This is a genomic window from Herbiconiux moechotypicola (assembly GCF_024979255.1).
GTDB classification, from domain to species: Bacteria; Actinomycetota; Actinomycetes; order Actinomycetales; family Microbacteriaceae; genus Herbiconiux; species Herbiconiux moechotypicola.
In genome coordinates this window covers 28,080-45,806 of record NZ_JANLCN010000014.1, presented here as the reverse complement: position 1 = coordinate 45,806, position 17,727 = coordinate 28,080, and the positions used below count along the sequence as shown (strand labels likewise).

At 69.9% G+C, this 17,727-nt stretch carries 19 protein-coding genes; 15 read left to right on the top strand and 4 right to left on the bottom strand.

What is annotated here, in order from left to right; translation table 11 throughout:
- The first annotated feature begins 45 nt into the window (after nt 1–45).
- From N1031_RS18255 to N1031_RS18245, 3 genes are read left to right on the top strand one after another with little or no spacing between them, the layout of a single operon-like run.
- Nucleotides 46–1,089 carry a LacI family DNA-binding transcriptional regulator gene (locus N1031_RS18255; protein WP_259481308.1) on the top strand — a complete coding sequence of 348 codons (1,044 nt, stop codon included), beginning with the start codon at nt 46–48 and terminating at the stop codon, nt 1,087–1,089.
- Nucleotides 1,086–2,039, top strand: coding sequence for a carbohydrate kinase family protein (locus N1031_RS18250; protein ID WP_259481306.1), 954 nt, complete (start codon nt 1,086–1,088; stop codon nt 2,037–2,039). Before N1031_RS18255 ends, N1031_RS18250 begins: the two co-directional genes overlap by 4 nt.
- Nucleotides 2,040–2,097: 58 nt before the next feature.
- A complete protein-coding gene (locus tag N1031_RS18245) occupies nt 2,098–2,307 on the top strand; it encodes a TOBE domain-containing protein (protein WP_259481304.1) in 210 nt (69 codons plus the stop codon).
- A gap of 25 nt (nt 2,308–2,332) precedes the next feature.
- On the opposite strand, the gene N1031_RS18240 is transcribed toward N1031_RS18245, so the two are convergent.
- Together N1031_RS18240 and N1031_RS18235 are read right to left on the bottom strand one after the other, a co-directional pair.
- Entirely contained in the window at nt 2,333–2,722 is a 390-nt protein-coding gene (locus N1031_RS18240) for a VOC family protein (protein WP_259481302.1), read from the bottom strand.
- Entirely contained in the window at nt 2,719–3,000 is a 282-nt protein-coding gene (locus tag N1031_RS18235; protein WP_259481301.1) for an ArsR/SmtB family transcription factor, read from the bottom strand. Before N1031_RS18235 ends, N1031_RS18240 begins: the two co-directional genes overlap by 4 nt.
- Nucleotides 3,001–3,188: 188 nt before the next feature.
- Here N1031_RS18235 and N1031_RS18230 point away from each other — a divergent pair, with 188 nt between their 5' ends.
- Nucleotides 3,189–4,688, top strand: a complete 1,500-nt coding sequence (locus N1031_RS18230) for a cell wall-binding repeat-containing protein (protein ID WP_259481300.1) — start codon at nt 3,189–3,191, stop codon at nt 4,686–4,688.
- Between the two features lie 19 nt (nt 4,689–4,707).
- Here N1031_RS18230 and N1031_RS18225 read toward each other — a convergent pair whose 3' ends face one another.
- Entirely contained in the window at nt 4,708–5,520 is an 813-nt protein-coding gene (locus N1031_RS18225) for a shikimate 5-dehydrogenase (RefSeq protein ID WP_259481297.1), read from the bottom strand.
- A gap of 111 nt (nt 5,521–5,631) precedes the next feature.
- Between N1031_RS18225 and N1031_RS18220 the strand changes: the two genes are divergently transcribed.
- The 4 genes from N1031_RS18220 to N1031_RS18205 all read left to right on the top strand — a co-directional run bounded on the left by N1031_RS18220 (nt 5,632) and on the right by N1031_RS18205 (nt 9,905).
- Entirely contained in the window at nt 5,632–6,417 is a 786-nt protein-coding gene (locus N1031_RS18220) for a DeoR/GlpR family DNA-binding transcription regulator (protein WP_259481406.1), read from the top strand.
- On the top strand, nt 6,414–7,358 hold the full coding sequence (locus N1031_RS18215; RefSeq protein ID WP_259481294.1) for a 1-phosphofructokinase family hexose kinase: 945 nt from the start codon (nt 6,414–6,416) through the stop codon (nt 7,356–7,358). Before N1031_RS18220 ends, N1031_RS18215 begins: the two co-directional genes overlap by 4 nt.
- A gap of 48 nt (nt 7,359–7,406) precedes the next feature.
- Nucleotides 7,407–9,569 carry a PTS fructose transporter subunit IIABC gene (locus N1031_RS18210; RefSeq protein WP_259481292.1) on the top strand — a complete coding sequence of 721 codons (2,163 nt, stop codon included), beginning with the start codon at nt 7,407–7,409 and terminating at the stop codon, nt 9,567–9,569.
- A 66-nt stretch (nt 9,570–9,635) separates the two neighbouring features.
- Nucleotides 9,636–9,905, top strand: a complete 270-nt coding sequence (locus N1031_RS18205) for an HPr family phosphocarrier protein (RefSeq protein WP_259481291.1) — start codon at nt 9,636–9,638, stop codon at nt 9,903–9,905.
- A gap of 84 nt (nt 9,906–9,989) precedes the next feature.
- Here N1031_RS18205 and N1031_RS18200 read toward each other — a convergent pair whose 3' ends face one another.
- Nucleotides 9,990–10,436 (bottom strand): MarR family winged helix-turn-helix transcriptional regulator, encoded by a 447-nt coding sequence (locus tag N1031_RS18200; RefSeq protein WP_259481288.1) that lies wholly within the window; start codon nt 10,434–10,436, stop codon nt 9,990–9,992.
- A gap of 117 nt (nt 10,437–10,553) precedes the next feature.
- On the opposite strand from N1031_RS18200, the gene N1031_RS18195 reads away from it, so the two are divergent.
- From N1031_RS18195 to N1031_RS18165, 7 genes are all read left to right on the top strand, one after another.
- Nucleotides 10,554–11,744, top strand: coding sequence for an MFS transporter (locus N1031_RS18195; RefSeq protein ID WP_259481286.1), 1,191 nt, complete (start codon nt 10,554–10,556; stop codon nt 11,742–11,744).
- Between the two features lie 41 nt (nt 11,745–11,785).
- Entirely contained in the window at nt 11,786–12,622 is an 837-nt protein-coding gene (locus tag N1031_RS18190; protein ID WP_259481284.1) for an aldo/keto reductase, read from the top strand.
- A gap of 92 nt (nt 12,623–12,714) precedes the next feature.
- On the top strand, nt 12,715–13,173 hold the full coding sequence (locus N1031_RS18185; RefSeq protein ID WP_259481282.1) for a hypothetical protein: 459 nt from the start codon (nt 12,715–12,717) through the stop codon (nt 13,171–13,173).
- Between the two features lie 103 nt (nt 13,174–13,276).
- Entirely contained in the window at nt 13,277–14,545 is a 1,269-nt protein-coding gene (locus tag N1031_RS18180) for an ATP-binding protein (protein ID WP_259481279.1), read from the top strand.
- A 461-nt stretch (nt 14,546–15,006) separates the two neighbouring features.
- A complete protein-coding gene (locus N1031_RS18175) occupies nt 15,007–15,222 on the top strand; it encodes a hypothetical protein (protein ID WP_259481276.1) in 216 nt (71 codons plus the stop codon).
- Nucleotides 15,223–15,443: 221 nt separating this feature from the next.
- The gene (locus tag N1031_RS18170) at nt 15,444–16,352 is read left to right on the top strand and encodes an aldo/keto reductase (RefSeq protein ID WP_259481274.1); all 909 of its coding nucleotides are present in this window, start codon (nt 15,444–15,446) and stop codon (nt 16,350–16,352) included.
- Between the two features lie 42 nt (nt 16,353–16,394).
- A complete protein-coding gene (locus N1031_RS18165) occupies nt 16,395–17,714 on the top strand; it encodes an NtaA/DmoA family FMN-dependent monooxygenase (RefSeq protein WP_259481272.1) in 1,320 nt (439 codons plus the stop codon).
- Nucleotides 17,715–17,727 lie beyond the last annotated feature (13 nt).

Genomic DNA, 17,727 nt, shown 5'->3' with positions numbered 1-17,727 from the left:
TTGAGATTCCGATAACGTTGTCATGTCGAAGCCAGAGGAGTGCAGATGAGTACGTCCGTCGATGAGGACCGCGATTGGCGGGCCCTTCCCCGGGTGGGAAGGGCCACGATGAAAGACGTGGCGGCGCTCGCAGGGGTGGGCGTGAAGACCGTCTCCCGCGTGGTGAACGGGGAGCGCTACGTCAGCGAAGAGACACGGACCGCCGTCGAACGCGCCATCGTGCAGCTGCGATTCCAGCGCAACACGGGCGCGGCGAGCCTCAGGCACGGCAGCTCGGCGACCATCGGGCTCATCGTCGAGGACATCGCGGAGCCGTTCCAGTCGAACTTCGCCCGGGCGGTGGAAGGTCTGGCCATCGCGAACGGCACACTCCTGTTCACCGCGTCGTCGTCTGACAACATCGATCGCGAACGTGAGATGGCCCTGTCGCTGATCGCCCGACGCGTCGACGGGCTCATCGTGATCCCCTCGCCTTTCGACCACGGATTCCTTCAGCCCGAACTCGCGGCCGGCCTGCCGATCGTCTTCGCCGACCGGCCGCCGCTCGGTCTCGTCGCCGACTCCGTGACCTCCGACAACAGGGGCGGCGCGCGTGCCGCGGTGACCCACCTGATCGAGCAGGGTTGTCGACGGGTCGTCTACATCGGTGACGGAGAAGACATCTACACGGGCGCCGAGCGGCTCGCCGGCTACCGCGATGCCCTCGCCGATGCCGACATCCCCCTCGACAGCGACCTGGTGTTCCTGGGTCACCCTGATTCCGCCCGCTCGGAGGCTGCACTCAGGACCAGCTTCACGGGCGCCACGCAACCGACCGGCTTGTTCACCGGCAACACCCTGAACACGATCGCGACCCTGCGCACGGCCGCCTACGCCGAGTTCCTGCCCGCACACGTGGCGTTCGACGATTTCGAGCTCGCCGACCTGATGGCACGACCCCTCACGGTAGTCGCGCAAGATCCAGCCGAGATGGGCCGACGAGCCGCAGGACTTCTGTTCGATCGCCTCGAGAACGGCCCCGGACCCCACGAGACCGTCACCCTGCCCACACGGCTGATCCTGCGCGATTCCTCCAGGACCGCGCGATGATCGTCGCTCTCGGCGAGGCGCTCATCGACCTCATCCAGCGACCCGACGGCCTGTTCGAAGCCCGTGTCGGAGGCGGACCGCTGAACACCGCGGTCACGATCGCACGGCTCGGCGGAGCCGTGGAGTTCGCCGGCCGCGTGAGCAGCGACGCATTCGGCACCCGGATCCTGGAGCGGCTCCGCTCCGACGGGGTCGGGACCACGCTCATCGCCGGGGCCGCACAGCCCACGACGCTGTCCGTCGCCACGCTGAGCGACACCGGCGGGGCCGACTACTCGTTCTACCTGCAGGGCACGGCCGACTGGCAGTGGACCTCGGCCGAGCTGGGCAGGGTCGCCGAGCTGCAACCGGCAGCTCTGCACGTCGGCTCGTTGAGCGCGGCGATCGAACCCGGCTCGGCGCTCATCGAGACCCTGCAGCGCGAGCTCGCCACCACCACCCTCATCTCCTACGACATGAACCTGCGACCCGGCCTCGGTCTCGCGGTCGCCCGCGAGCGCGACCGGGTGGAGCGGCAGGTGCGGCTCGCGCACATCGTCAAGGCGAGCGACGACGACATCGCGTGGCTCCACCCGGGGGTCGATCCGTTTCTCACGGCCGCGAGCTGGACGGCTCCGGAGAGGGCCGTCGTCGTGACCACCGGCGCCGCCGGCGCAGCAGTCCTGTTGCACGGTGGCCATCGCATCGATGTGCCTGGTGTGCCGGTCGAGGTGGCCGACACCATCGGCGCCGGGGATTCGTTCTGCGGCGGCCTGCTCGTAGCACTCGATCGAGCGGGATTCCTCGCAGACGGCTCGCGCGGCATTCGAGGGATGACCTCGGCCGCGTGGACGACGGCCCTCTCCTTCGCGATGCGGGTCGCCGCGCTCACGTGCACCCGTGTGGGTGCGGAGCCCCCGACTCTCCGCGAGCTCGACGACTTCGCCGTCGCCGTCGCCGGCGTGAGCTGACGCGACGACACCGCCTGCACTCCCGGCGTAGGCTGGCGCCGGAGCAGAAGGAGCCGCCATGCGCATCAGTGCACGCAACCGCCTCAAGGGCACCATCGTCGAGGTCACGAAGGGCGCGACCACGGCGCACGTGCGCATCGACGTGGGCGGCTCGGTGGTAACCGCGTCGATCACGAACGAGGCCGTCGACGAGCTCGGCCTCGTGGTGGGCGGAGAGGCCTACGCGGTCGTGAAGGCGTCCGACGTCATGGTCGCCGTCGACGACTGAGGATGCGCGTGGCGCGCGGGCCGCGTCAGCCGACCCACTGCGCGAGCTGCAGCAGGTTGCCGCAGGTGTCGTCGAGCACGGCGACGATCACCGGTCCCATGGTCGTCGGCGGCTGCGTGAAGGTCTCACCGAGGGCGAGCAGCCTCTCGTACTCGGCCTGCACGTCGTCGACGCCGAGCACGAGGAACGGGATGCCGTCGGCCGCGAGTGCCTCGGTGAAGGGCACGACGGCCGGGTGGCCCTTCGGCTCGAGGGAGAGCTGGGTGCCCTCCGGATGCGCGGGGTCGACGACGGTCAGCCACCGATGCTCTCCCAGCGGCACGTCGGCGGCGACCACGAAGCCGAGCCGGCCGGTGTAGAAGTCGAGGGCCCGCTGCTGGTCGTCGACGAAGATGCTGACGGTCTGAAGTCTCACGGTGAGGTCCCTTCGGGGTTCCAGCGCCGCGCGATCTGCGCGAGCGGTGCGGTGTCGATCGTGTGGAACTTGTAGCGCCCCCGCCGCTCCGTGTGCACGAGGCCGGCGGCCTCCAGCACGTCGAGGTGCTGCGAGACGGCCTGCCTCGACGAGGTGAGGCCGTGGTTCATGGCCAGCCTCGAGCAGAGTTCGAAGAGTGTCTGCCCGTCTCGCTGCGCGAGTTCGTCGAGCAGGGCCCTCCTCGTCTCGTCGGCGAGCGCCTTGAAGACATCCGTCACGGTGACGACAATAGGCAAGCATTCACTTGCCTGTCAAGACTTCGTCCGTCGGGTGATCTCCGCCGTCGTGCCCACCATGTGGTCGGTCCGGCGAGCAGAGCCGGCTGCCCCAGAAAGTGGGGCTGCCGCTGCGGAGACCCCAGTCGATAGCGTACGAAAGCTCTTCGCCACACCGGAAGGACCCGTCCGTGCTCAGAACCACCGCATCCGTTGCCGCCGCGACCATCGCCGCCGTGGCCCTCGCTCTCATCGCACCGGCTTCGGCGTCAGCGGACGCCGTCGTCGCCGAGAGCTCCACGACGGCCGACGCGCAGGAACTCGCCGATTCGAACGGGCCGCTGCCGATCCGCTACGCCACCCCTCCCACTCTGGGACCCTACGACTGGAACGGTCCCGAGATCACGAACCTCGCGATCACCGCGACGAGCGACGGGTTCACGGTCGATTTCGACTTCGCCTCCGTGGCGAGCCCCACCATCCCTAACCTGTTCTACGGCGGGCTGGTCACCCTGCTGGTCGACTACGGCGACGCCTCCACACCGGTACGCCCGGCGCCGGTCATCGGTGGGCCGCCGCCGCTCTACGACGAGCCCGCGCTCGGCCTCGAGTCCAGCTCGGCGGCCAGGCAGACCGGCCACTTCACCCAGGACTACCGGATCGACCGCGCCGACCCGCTCGTCGTCGCCCTCTACACGGCCACCTCGTGCGACCCGTCATCCGGGCCCGTCGGATGCGGTGGGGGCGACGATCTCTTCGCCTCGGCCGTGCTCACCCCACCCACCGGCCCCGACCGCGTGACCGGCGCCGACCGCTACGAGGTCGCCGTGAACGTCTCCGCGCGTGCCTACCCGAGCGGCGCCTACACGGTCTTCGTCGCCACCGGCGCGAACTACCCCGACGCACTCTCCGCCGGACCGGCGGCCGCGATGCTCAACGCTCCTCTGCTGCTCACGCCTTCCGACGGGCTCCCGGGCCTCGTGCGCACTGAGATCGAGCGGCTCCAGCCCGGCCGCATCGTGGTGGTGGGCGGCCCCAACTCGGTGTCCGGAGCCGTGGTGGACGACCTGAAGAGCATCCAGGCGAACACCGTCCGCATCGACGGCGCCGACCGATTCGAGGTCTCGCGCGCACTGAGCGAGTTCGCCTTCGGCCCCTCCAGCCAGACCGCGTACGTGGCGACCGGCACGAACTTCCCCGACGCACTGAGCGCGGGCGCGGCCGCCGCCAGCGCTTACGGGCCGGTGCTGCTGGTGAACGGCGGGGCGAGCAGCCTCGACTCCGCCACCGTCGCAACGCTCACGAGCCTCGGCGTGAAGAACATCGTGATCGCGGGCGGCCCGAACTCGGTCAGCCCCGGTATCGAGGCCTCGCTCGGCTCCGTCTCGGGCGTCACCTCGGTGGTGCGCGATGGTGGCACCGACCGCTACGCCGCCTCGGCCGCCATCAACACCCGGGCGTTCCCGACTGCTGGCCGGGCCTTCCTCGCCACGGGCCTGAAGTTCCCGGACGCGCTCGCCGGCTCCGCCTGGGCCGGCGCGATCGGCGCCCCGCTCTACGTGGTCACCAGCGAGTGCGTCCCGCAGGCGACCCTCGCCGCGATGAGCGCACAGGGCGTGACCCACGTCACCCTGCTCGGCGGCCCGGCGACGCTCACCACCTCGGTCGAGTCGCTCACTCCGTGCGCGTAGCGGTTCGGGATGCGGCCGGTCAGGCCCGCGAGAAGGCCGAGGCCCGCTCGACCTGCTCGCGTGACGGCGTGACTCCGGTGTAGCGGGCGAACTGCCGGGCGGCCTGGAGTGCGATCACGTCGGCGCCCGTGATGAGCGAGGCTCCCGTCTCGCGCGCCGCACGCACGAGCGGCGTCTCCGACGGGAACGCCACCACGTCGACCACGGTCCCTGCCGCCGCGACGTGCTCGAGCGGGAAGGCGAGGGCGTCCTCGTCCTGCCCGGCCATGCCGAGCGGGGTGACGTTCACGATCACCGCGTGGCCCGCATCCGGGAGCTCGGAGGCGAAGCGGTAGCCGTACTTCTCGGCCAGGGCCGCCCCCGCCTCGCGATTGCGCGCGAGCACCGTGAGGTCGTCGAAGCCCGCCCCACGGAAGGCGGCGACGACGGCCTTGGCCATGCCCCCCGAGCCGCGCACCAGCACGGAGGCCGAAGGCTCGACCTCGTGCCGCGCCAGCAGCTCGGCCACCGCTTCGTAGTCGGTGTTGGAGGCGGTGAGGGTGCCGTCGTCGTTGACGATCGTGTTGATCGACTCGATGGCCGCGGCGGAGGGCTCGACCACGTCGACGAGCGGGATGACGGCCTCCTTGAACGGCATCGACACCGAGCAGCCCCGGATGCCGAGTGCTCGCACGCCGCCGATGGCCGCCGCGATGTCGTCGGTGGTGAACGCCTTGTAGATGAAGTTGAGGCCCAGCTCGTCGTAGAGGTGGTTGTGGAACCGGGTTCCGATGTTCGAGGGACGACCTGCCAGCGAGATGCAGAGCGTCATGTCTTTGTTGAGGATCGGCATGGAGCCATTCCATCACGGCCCGAGGTCGAATTGTTGGAATAGTTGGTTTTCTTCTGGCATAGCCTGTTGTTTTGTGTTGTACTGTGTGGACTCAGAACGGAGAGGGTGAGCATGTACGCAACGGAGCGGCAGGAGCAGATCGCGCGGATGCTGTCGGAGACGGGCCGCGTGGGAGTGCTCGAGCTCGCCACCCAGTTCGACGTGACCACCGAGACGGTGCGCCGCGACCTCGACGCCCTCGAGCGCGACGGCGTGCTCCGGCGGGTGCACGGCGGCGCGGTGCACCTCGACCGCACCAGCACGGTCGAGCAGTCGACGGCCGATCGCGCCGTGCAGCACAGCGAGGCCAAGAACGCCATCGCCCAGCGCGCGCTCGAGGTGCTCGGCGACGGCTTCCAGGGCTCGGTCTACTTCGACGCCGGCACCACCACGGCGGCCGTGGCCGACCGGCTGGGCTCGCGGCTCGCATCTGTCGGTGGCCGCGCCGAGGTCGTGACCCACTCGTTCTCGCTCGCCCCCGCGCTCTCCGCGGCCGAGGGCGTGTCGCTCTCCATCGTCGGCGGCCGCGTGCGCGGCGTGACCGGGGCCGCTGTCGGTGCCGAGACGGTGCGGGTGATCTCGGGCCTGCGCCCCGACGTGGCGTTCCTCGGCACGAACGCGCTCTCCGCCGGATTCGGTGCGAGCACCCCCGACCCCGAAGAGGCTGCGGTCAAGATCGCCATCGTGCGCGCCGCCCGCCGGGTCGTGCTGGTGGTCGACGGCAGCAAGTTCGAGCGCGAACGCCTCGTCTCGTTCGCCGCGCTCGCCGAGATCGACGTGCTGGTCACCGACACCCCCCTTCCCGCCGCGCTGGCCGAGGCCGCGCGCGAGGCGAACGTCGACGTGTGGCTCGCATGATCGTCACCGTCACCGCCAACCCGTCGCTCGACCGCACCGTCGGTCTCGACGGCCCGCTCGTGCCGGGAGCCGTGCAGCGCGCATCCGGCAGCCGGGAGGACGCCGGGGGCAAGGGTGTCAACGTCGCCCGGGCGCTGACCGCCGCGGGTCTCGACGTGACCGCGGTCGTGCCGTGCGCCGACGACGACCCCTATCTGCCGCTGCTGCGCCGCACCGGCATCGCCGTGCGCCGGGTGGAGGTGGCCGGCCGGGTGAGGTCGAACCTCACCGTGGCCGAGCCCGACGGCACGACGACCAAGATCAACCTGCCCGGCGCCGAGCTGAGCGCGGCGGAACGCGAGGCGCTCGTCTACGGCATCGTCGCGGCGGCCGAGGGGGCCTCGTGGGTGGTGCTGGCGGGATCGCTCCCTCCCGGCGCGGGCAGCAGCTTCTACGCCGACACCATCGCGGCGCTCCGCTCTCGGCTGGGCACCGCCGCCCCGCGCATCGCCGTCGACACCTCGGGCGAGGCGCTGGCGCGCGTGGTCGCCGAAGGCCGGCCCGATCTCATCAAGCCCAATGAGTTCGAGCTCGCCGAACTGACCGGATGCGCGACCGCCGACGAGGCGATCGCCCTGGCTCGCGCGGGCGGCCGGGCCCTCGCACTCGACACCGTCGGGGCCGCCCTCGTCACCCTCGGCGCCGAGGGGGCACTCCTTCTCACCGCCGACGGCAGCTACGCGGCACGAGCGCCGAAGATCGCGGTGGCGAGCACGGTCGGGGCGGGCGACAGCGCCCTGGCGGGCTACCTCATCGCGGAAGCGGCCGGCGCCCCGCCGGCCGAGCGCCTGCGTCTCGCCGTCGCCTACGGCGCATCCGCCGCCTCGCTTCCCGGCACCCAGATCCCCACCCCGCGAGACATCCCCGACAGCGAGATCACGGTCTCCCGCATCGAGGCGTGACGTCACGCCCCACCCGCACCCTCACCGATTGACCATGGAGGTCACATCATGTCCCAGACCATCACCACCGAACTGGTGTCGCTCGACGGAGAGCTCGGCGACGACAAGGCCTCGGTGATCCGCGCACTCGCCGAGCGCGTCGTCGCGCAGGGCCGCGCGACCGATGCCGCAGCACTGTTCGCCGACGCGTGGGCGCGCGAAGAGAAGGACGAGACCGGCCTGCCGGGCGGCATCGCCATCCCGCACGCGAAGAGCCCGGCGGTCACGGTGCCCTCGCTGGCGTTCGCCCGCCTCGACCCGGGGGTGGCCTTCGGAGCCCCGGACGGTCCGGCCGACCTCGTGTTTCTCATCGCCGCGCCGGCGGATGCCGCCGAGGCGCACCTCGCCGTGCTGTCGCGGCTCGCCCGCAGCCTCATGCAGGACGAGTTCACGGCCCGGCTGCGGGCGGCGACGACGGCGGAGGAGGTCGTCGGGATCGTGGGCGGGGCACTCGGAGAGGGGGATGCGGCGGCGACGGCCGCCCCGGCGGTCACGCAGGCGGATCCGGGCGCCTCGGCATCCGCGTCCGCGTCCGCATCCGCATCCGGGCACGGCGTCGCCGACGCCCTCTCGATCGAGGGGCGCCCCGCCCGCATCGTCGCGGTGACGGCCTGCGCCACCGGCATCGCCCACACGTTCATGGCCGCCGACGCACTCACCGCCGCGGGCAAGAAGGCCGGAATCGACCTCGTGGTCGAGCCCCAGGGGTCGAGTGGATACCAGGCGGTGGCGCCCTCGATCATCGAGAACGCCGACGCCGTCGTGTTCGCCACCGACGTCGACGTGCGCGAGCTCAACCGGTTCGCCGGCAAGCCCGTCGTGCGCTCGGGCGTGAAGCGGGGCATCGAGCAGCCGCTGCAGCTCATCGAGGAGGCGGTCGCCGCGGCCAAGGACCCGAACGGGGCCCGCGTGGCGGCGGGGTCGGCGACCGCGTCGTCGGCGGGCGGCGGCGCATCCGGATCGACCGCCTCGACCGGCTCGTTCGGGGCGCGCATCCAGCGCGTGCTGCTCACCGGTGTGAGCTACATGATCCCCTTCGTGGCGGGAGGCGGTCTGCTCATCGCCCTCGGCTTCCTGCTCGGCGGCTTCGAGGTGACCGCGCACGCGTCGACCGTGATCGTGCAGAACTCGCTGTGGGACCTCCCGACGCAGGACATCACCTCGCCTCTCGGTCCCCTCGGCCAATATCTCGGCTCGGTCGCCTTCATGATCGGGTCGACCTCGATGAACTTCCTGGTGTCGGCGCTCGCGGGCTACATCGCCTTCGCGATAGCCGACCGGCCGGGCATCGCCCCGGGCTTCGTGGCGGGCGCCGTGGCCGTGCTCATGTCGGCCGGCTTCATCGGCGGCATCATCGGCGGCCTGCTCGCCGGCGTGATCGCGCTGTACCTGACCCGTCTCCCCGCCCCGCGTTGGCTTCGCGGTCTCATGCCCGTGGTGATCATCCCGCTGCTCGCCTCGATCGTGGCCTCCGGCATCATGATCCTCTTCCTCGGGCGGCCCATCGCGTGGCTCATGGAGCGCATGACCGAGGGGCTCAACGCCCTCGCCGCCACCGGCGCCATCGTCGTCGTGGGCGTGATCGTGGGCCTCATGCAGTGCTTCGACCTCGGTGGCCCCGTGAACAAGGTGGCGTACGCGTTCGCCGTGGCGGGCCTCAGCACGGCCGCACCCGGTGAGACGGCTCCGTACCTGATCATGGCGGCCGTGATGGCCGCGGGCATGGTGCCGCCTCTCGCGATGGCGCTCGCCTCGACGGTGCTGGCGCGCAAGCTGTTCACGCCGCTCGAGCGCCAGAACGGCGTGGCCGCATGGCTGCTCGGGGCCTCGTTCATCTCGGAGGGCGCCATCCCGTTCGCCGCCGCCGACCCGCTCCGGGTCATCCCCGCCTCGATGGCCGGCGGTGCGGTCACGGGCGCCCTGACGATGGTGTTCGGGGTGCAGTCGTACGCGCCGCACGGCGGCATCTTCGTGTTCTTCGCCATCACGCCGCTGTGGGGGTTCCTGCTCGCGCTCGTGGCGGGAACCGTGGTCTCGGCGGTGCTGGTGATCGTGCTGAAGCGCTTCGTGGCCCCGAAGGAGCTGCGCGAGGCCGAGGCGCCGTTCGAAGCGGATGAGGCGGTTCCGGTGCAGGCGCCGACCGCGAAGACCCCGGCGCCCGCCGTCGCCTGACGACTCCGCGCATCCCGCCCGCCCGCCTGCCCACCCCGCCGCATCCGTTCGACCAGGAGACACCCCATGCCCGAGCGCACCGCCACCATCGCCAGCAGCACCGGCCTCCACGCCCGGCCCGCCAAGCTCTTCGTGCAGGAGGTGCAGGCGAAGGCCATCCCCGTCACCATCTCGCGGCCGGACGGCCCCGCGCTGCCGGCGGGGAGCATCCTGTCGCTGCTCGGTCTCGGCGTGGGCCACGGCGAGACGGTGACGCTGTCGGCCGAGGGCGAAGGCGCCGAGCGCGTGCTCGACGAGCTGGTCGCGTTCCTCGAGATCGACCACGACGCGGAGTGAGGGCGGCACCGGCCTCGCCAGCAAAGTGAGAACGTCACGATCACGCAGGCCGTCTATCCAAGCTGACCGTCATGGTTCAGCGGCTCAAGCCAGCGCGAGATCGTGCAGCGCCTCCACCACGGGGGCGAGCTCAGGCTGCGCCGCCGCGTCTTCGAGCGCCCTCCGCAGGGTCTCGTCATGGATGGGGTGGGCGCGCTCGTAGAGGTCGCGGCCGGCGGGCGTGAGCTCGGTGTAGATGCCGCGCCGGTCGTCGGCGCAGAGCACCCGGGTGAGCAGGCCCCGGTCTTCAAGCCTGGTCACCAGGCGCGTGGTGGCGCTGGGACTGAGCGCGGTGGCGCGGGCCAGCTGCTGCATCCGCATGTGCCACCCGTCCTGCCGGTCGAGCGCGTCGAGCACCGTGTACTCCACCACCGACAACTCGACCGAGTCGCCGAGGCTGCGCTCCAGCGCGGACTCCAGCAATCCGTGCAGAGCGGCGAGTCTGCGCCATCCCTGCGCCCGGATCTCGACGGCGTCGTCTGCGATGCCCATGGCGGCACACTCCTCAGCATTAGTTGCTTGCGCGGCATAGTTGCGTGTGCAATGATAATGCCAGCTGACGCAATATCCCGCGTTCGCAACTAATTTCAGCGTACCAGGAGTACCTTCATGCCTCTAGGACTGATCGCCCTCGCGCTCGGCGCGTTCGGCATCGGACTGACCGAGTTCGTCATCATGGGCCTGCTGCCCGAGGTGGCCGCCGACTTCGACGTCTCCGAAGCCACCGCCGGCTGGCTCATCTCGGGATACGCCCTCAGCGTGGTGGTCGGGGCCCTGGTCATCACCGCCGTGACCACCAGGCTGCCCCGCAAGCCCGTCTTGCTCGGCCTGATCGTGCTGTTCATCGTCGGCAACCTGCTCACCGCCGTCGCCGACGACTACGGCGTCGCGATGCTCGGCCGCGTCATCGCCGCGCTCTGCCACGGCGCGTTCTTCGGCATCGGCTCCGTGGTCGCCTCGAGCCTGGTGCCGGCCGAGAAGAAGGCCGGCGCGATCGCCTTCATGTTCACCGGCCTCACCGCGGCGAACGTGTTCGGTGTGCCGTTCGGCACCTTCCTCGGCCAGCAGCTCGGCTGGCGCTCCACCTTCTGGGCGATCTCGGCGATCGGCGTGCTCGCCCTCATCGGGGTCGCCGTGCTGGTGCCGAAGCTGCACAGCCCCGGGGAGCGGGTGAGCATCCGCCGCGAACTGGCCGCCTTCCGCTCCGGCCAGGTGTGGCTCTCGCTCGTCGTCACGATCCTCGCCTACGGCGGGATGTTCGGGGCCTTCACCTACATCGCCTACACCCTCACCGAGGTCAGCGGCTTCACCTCCGGCACCGTCCCGTGGCTGCTCGTTCTGTTCGGCGTGGGTCTGGTCATCGGCAACTGGCTCGGCGGACGCTTCGCCGACCGCTCGGTCGACGGCACCCTGATCGTCTTCATCGCCGCACTCGTCGTGGTGCTCACCCTGTTCGCCCTCCTCGCCGGCTCCGGCGTGGCCACCGTCGTCGCGCTGTTCCTGATGGGCGGATTCGGCTTCGGCACGGTGCCCGGGCTGCAGACCCGCGTGATGACCTACGCCGGCGCCGCGCCCACCCTCGCCTCCGGCGCGAACATCGGAGCCTTCAACGTGGGCAACGCCCTCGGAGCGTGGGCGGGCGGCGTGGGCATCGCTGCGGGACTCGGCTACACCTCGCCCATCTGGATCGGTGCGATCATCACCGCAGCCGCGCTGATCGTGATGGCGGTCGCCGCCGCGGGCGCCCGGCGTCGCACGACCGCACCCGAGCCCATCGGCGATCCCGTCGCCGCGAACTGAACCAGGCCCATCCCGGCAGCCTCCCCCACGAAAGAGAACTCATGAGCATCACCCCGATCATCCCGACCGTCACCCTGAACAACGGCGTCGAGATCCCCCAGCTCGGCTTCGGCGTGTTCCAGGTTCCGGATGCGGAGACCACCGCCGCCGTCACCATCGCCCTGGCCGCCGGCTACCGCAGCATCGACACCGCCGCGATCTACGGCAACGAGGCCGGCGTCGGCCGCGCCCTCGCCGACTCGGGTCTCGCACGCGAGGAGTTGTTCGTCACCTCGAAGGTGTGGAACTCCGACCAGGGTTACGACAGCACCCTGCGCGCCTTCGACGCCACTCTCGGCAGGCTCGGCCTAGAGGCGCTGGACCTCTACCTCATCCACTGGCCCACCCCGCAGCGCGGCCTCTACCTCGACACCTGGCGGGCGCTCGAGGCGCTCTACGCCGAGGGGCGCGTGCGGGCGATCGGCGTCTCCAACTTCGAGCCGGCGCACCTCGAGCGGCTCATCGCCGGGTCGTCCGTGGTGCCCGCGGTCAACCAGGTCGAGCTGCACCCGGCCCTCCAGAACCGCGCGGTCGTCGCCGCCGACACCCGTTACGGCATCGCGACCGAGGTGTGGAGCCCGCTCGCGCAGGGCACCGTGCTCGACGACCCGACCGTCACCGGAATCGCCGCCGCCCACGGCAAGACCCCGGCTCAGGTCGTGCTGCGCTGGCACCTCCAGCAGGGCCGCATCGTCATCCCGAAGTCCGTCACCCCGCGGCGCATCGCCGAGAACCTCGACGTGTTTGACTTCGAGCTCGCCGGCGACGAACTGGCGTCGATCGACACCCTCGACCGCGACGGCCGCACCGGACCGCATCCGGACGAGTTCAACGCCTGAGCGGCGGGGTGCGGGCGGTTAGGATGTTCATCACCTGTTGATGATGCGGCCGGCCACCTCGGCTCCGCTGGTCGGCGAGAGGAGCCGCGAGAGTGCACTCTCGACGAGTCGCCGCCGCAGCATTCACCGCCGCGGCACTCCTCGGGGCGACGGCCCTGGCCGGATGCACGTCCGACCCACCCGCATCCGGGAGCGAGTACGTGCAGGTCTTCGCCGCGGACCCCAGCTCGGTCGACGCCCTGCCTGCCGGCCTGATCGACCGACTCAAGCCCGCGTCGCCGATCGACGAGACCCGGCACGTGGGTTCAGCAAGCGGGTTCGACTACTGGGCCGCGACGACCGAGAACGGCCAGATCTGCCTGATCGCGAACCAGACGGAAGCGACCGACGGGTACGCGCTCGCCTGCTCGTCCGCCGCGAGCATCCTCGCGGGCGGCCTGGAGCTGACCACCCACCAGACCCGGGCCGCTCTCGTCGCCGACGGGGGCGAGCCCGCGGCTGACGGCGCCTGGGAGCAGGTCTCGGAGAACCTGTTCGTGGCGGGCAGGTGAGCGCTCCGAGGCGCAAGCGCCTCTCAGCGGGCCACCTGGGATCCGACAAGCAGAATGCTTGGGATCGGTAAAGTAAAGTACCTGTTTTTGGTAAAGTAGAAGCATGGGTGACTATCGACGTCGTGTGGTCGACGACGAGCTCGACGCTGTCTTTCCCGAGCTCGCCGCGATCAGTCTCGACGGCCCAAAGGGCGTGGGCAAGACGGCGACGGCCTCGCGACGCGCAGCGACAGTGGTTCCGCTCGACGAGCCGGCCCGGGTCGACGAGTTCTCCGCCGATCCGGGATTCATCGAGCGAGCAGCGAAACCATTGCTGATCGATGAATGGCAACGCCTGCCGAAGGTGTGGGATCAGGTGCGACGAGCGGTGGACCGCGATCGGCGCGGCGGTCAATTCCTCCTGGCCGGCAGCGCGGCACCGCTCGCTGCGCCCCTGCATTCCGGAGCGGGCCGCATTGCGAGCCTGCGGATGCGGCCCCTCTCGGTCGCCGAGAGGTCGGACCACGTGCCTGCAGTCTCGCTGGCGGCCCTTCTCCGCGGCGAGTCCGAGGTGAGTGCCACCACCGACTGGGCGTTGCCACGGTACGTGGAGGAGATCGTGGCATCCGGGTTCCCCGGCATCCGCGGCCTTGCGCCACGCGCACGGCGACTCGCCCTGGACGGCTACCTCGAGCGCGTCGTGGAACGCGACATGGTCGAGCAAGGCTATCGAGTCCGCTCTCCGGCCAGTCTGCGCGCGTGGCTCCGGGCCTTCGCGATGGCCACCGCTTCCACGGCGAGCTACACGACGATCCTCGACGCCGCGACGATCGGCGACAGTGACAAACCCTCGAAGCCCACCACGATCGTCTACCGCGACGTGCTCACGCAACTCTGGTTGCTCGACCCGATCGAGGCCTGGCGCCCGCAGGGCGTCGACCTCGGCCGACCAGCCAAGGCTCCCAAGCACTTCCTCGCCGACCCCGCGCTTGCAGCGCGCCTGATGGATCTCGACGAGACCGAGCTCCTCTCCGTCAGTGCGCACTCGATGCTCGGCCCCCAACAGGGAACGGCCCTCGGTCAACTGTTCGAAGCGCTCGTGGCTCTCAGCGTGCACACGTATGCTCAGGCGGCCGAAGCCCGAGTGTCGCACTTTCGCGACCAAGCGGGCACGCACGAGGTCGATCTCATCGTCGAGGCCCGTGGCCGCACCCTTGCCATCGAGGTGAAGCTGGCCGCTGCAGTCGACGATTCCGACGTGCGTCACCTGAATTGGCTGAAGGAGCGCCTCGGCGACCGCCTGACGGACCGGATCGTCGTCACCACCGGAGCCAGAGCGTATCGGCGCGCGGATGGGGTCGCAGTCGTGCCGCTCGCCCTGCTCGGCCCCTGACGAGGGTGAGCCCTGACCGTCGGCCGGTTGCGCCCCACCCACGCAAAAACCCCCGAGATGGCGAGATCTCGGGGGTTTTCCGTAGCGGGAGCGGGACTTGAACCCGCGACCCCACGATTAGATGCGTTGCTCCTCATCTCGGTCGAACCGGCTCACGTACCCTTTGTCCTCATGTCCCCGACGTCAGAATCAATCACGTTGTTACGCACAGTTCATTCTCAATCTGCGGGGTAAATGCGGGGTTCGCCAATGATCACTCACTCTCATTCATCGGAACTCGCCACCAGGGGTCACACCTATGTTGTCTAGAATGAGAGCGAGATTCCCTCCCGCTCGGCGTAGTGATGAGCGCAGTGGCCTGCATCCTCGTGACAAGCGTCTCAATCAGAGACCCTATCGACCCGAGGATCAGGACTCCGAACCTTCGTCTCCGCCAGCGCGCGTCCCGGGGCGAGGCCACGATGGCCATTAGCAAGCTGCTCGTCGCCGTGCTCCTCATGGGGTGGTTGATCCTCCCCGCCACCGATGCGCGCGATCCCGCGGCAGTCAGGCCGGACGGCTGGCGCGTCGTGCTGTTCGCCTTCACGCGCGTCGCGCTGCTGCTGTTCTCATGGACCGCAGCTCTCCTAGCGATGGAAGATCGCGCTCGCCGCCGACATGCTATTCACCCTCCGTGAGCTGCGGACCCCGCTGCCGTTCATCGATCTGGCCTCGGGCCGGGTGTATTCGTCAGTTCACCTCCCCCGCAGCTCTCGCTGAACGCATCTCGGCGTAACACCCACGAAAGAATCGGTCGTTCGGCGCAACACGACTGTCACCACGCTCACCACTGGCGCAATCGACCCGAAATCCCGCCTCCCTAGCATCGTCAGCATTCACCTACGGATGCGGACACCAGATGCCATCTCACACTGCCGGAACCCCGCGGCTCGGAGTCGGGACCTTCCCGGTCAGCGGCCTCGGGCGGCCCTCGGCCGAGCAGGCCACAGCGCTGCTCACGCGGGCGCTCGACGCCGGCATCCGGCTGATCGACACCGCCGACAGCTACCACCTCCCCGGCGAATCCGAAGGCTACGCGGAGCGCCTCGTGCTAGCCGCACTGGAGCGGTGGGGCGGCGACGTCACCGAGGTCGCTGTCATCACCAAGGGCGGCCGACGCCTCCTCCCCGACGGCACCCGGGTCAGCGCCGCAAGCCCGCTCGACCTCGAGCAGGCCTGCCGACGTTCGCTCGACCGGCTCGGCCTCGACGCCATCCCCCTCTACCTCCTGCACCGGCCCGACCCGGCCGTGCCCTACGCCGAGTCGCTGCGGGCGCTCGCCACACTGTGCGACACCGGACTGGTGGAGCGCGTCGGGATCTCGAACGCCGACCTCGACCAGATCGCGCTCGCCCACGACATCCTCGGCGAGCGCTTCACCGCCGTGCAGAACGAGTACTCGCCCTGGAACCGCGCCGCCGAACCCGAACTCCGGCACTGCCTCGAGCACGACCTCGAGTTCTTGCCGTGGGGCGGATTCGGCGGCGCCGAGAGCGGCAGCCGCCCCGACACGGAGCCCGCCCTTCGCGAGCTCGCCGAGCGCCACGGATGCACACCCCACCAGGTGCTGCTGCTCTGGCTGCTCGAGCAGGGCACCTGCCCGATTCCGGGCGTGCGCCGCCCGGAGAGCCTCGACTCCTGCCTGGCGGCGCTCGCCCTGCCGAACCGACAGCAGATCGCCATCGATGCCGCCTCCGTCATCGATCGGATCTCTGGGGTCTCCACGGTCTCGACAACCCCAGCATCCCCCACGTTCCCCGCTCACTGAGCGGACGCACCAAGCACCAAGCGACAAGAAGGAGAAAGCCCCATGTTCAAACTCGGATGGTTCGTCGACGGCTACAGCCCGAAGACCTGGTACCAGCCCTGGTCGGGCGAGCACCGCAGCGAGTGGGCGGGCTCGGATTTCTGGGTCGACATCGCCCGATCGATGGAGCGCGGCGGATTCGACATGTTCTTCATGGAGGACACCGCCATGATCGAGGACACCTACCAGGGCTCGATGGATGTCGCGCTGAAGTTCGCCCTGATGGCCCCCAAGAACGACCCGATGCCGCTCGCCCCGCTGATCGCCCAGGCGACCTCGCACATCGGGATCGTGCCGACGATCTCCACCATGCAGTACCATCCCTACCTCGCGGCCCGCCTCGGCACCACGCTCGACCACCTCTCCAACGGCCGCATCGGCTTCAACGTGGTGACCTCGGTCAGCCACCGAGTCGCGCAGAACTACGGCTACGACCGGATGTTCGAACACGACGAGCGCTACGTGCGGGCCGAGGAGTGGATGGACGCGGTGAGTCGGCTCTGGGAGTCCTGGGAGCCCGGCGCGATGATCCTCGACACCGAGGAGCCGCGGTTCGCCGACCACACGAAGGTGCACCCGGTGAACTTCGAAGGAAAGTACTACCGCACCCGCGGGCCGCTGAACAGCCCTCCCGGCCCGCAGGGCCGCCCCGTCATCGCCCAGGCCGGCGGCTCGCCGAAGGGCCGCGACCTCGCCGCCCGCAACGCCGACGTGATGCTCGGGCTCGTCCAGTCGCCTGAAGAGATGATCACCTTCCGCAAAGACATGGACGAACGCCTCATCTCGTTCGGCCGCAAGCCCGAAGACCTGCACATCTTCTACATCGCGCACGCCTTCATCGGCGCCACGGATGCCGACGGCCAGGCCTGGTACGACGGCGTCGAAGCCGAGAACCACGACCCCGACCAGATGGAGATGCGCCTGTGGGGCATGTCGTACGCCAGCGGCGGGGAGTTCGACTATTCGACGTTCGACCTCGACGAGCCGATGTTCAAGGAGATCGGCAACGGCGAGACCACCACGCTCAAGGCGGTCATCGACTCCGCCGGAGACAAGACCCTGCGCGAGGTGATCACCGGTCACGACTACCGCGGCATGGACTTCATCGGCTCGGCCAAGACCATCGCCGGTCAGATGAAAGAGGTGATGGATGCCACCGGTCGCCCCGACGGGTTCCTCATCGAGGGTGTGCAGCACGGCATCAGCCGCCGCTCGGTGGCGGAGATCACTGAGGGCCTCTGCCCCGAGCTGAAGCGGCAGAAGCTCATTCGCAAGTCGTACTCGGGCTCGACCTTCCGCGAGAACCTCAACGACTGGGAGTAGCCCCGCTCGTGCC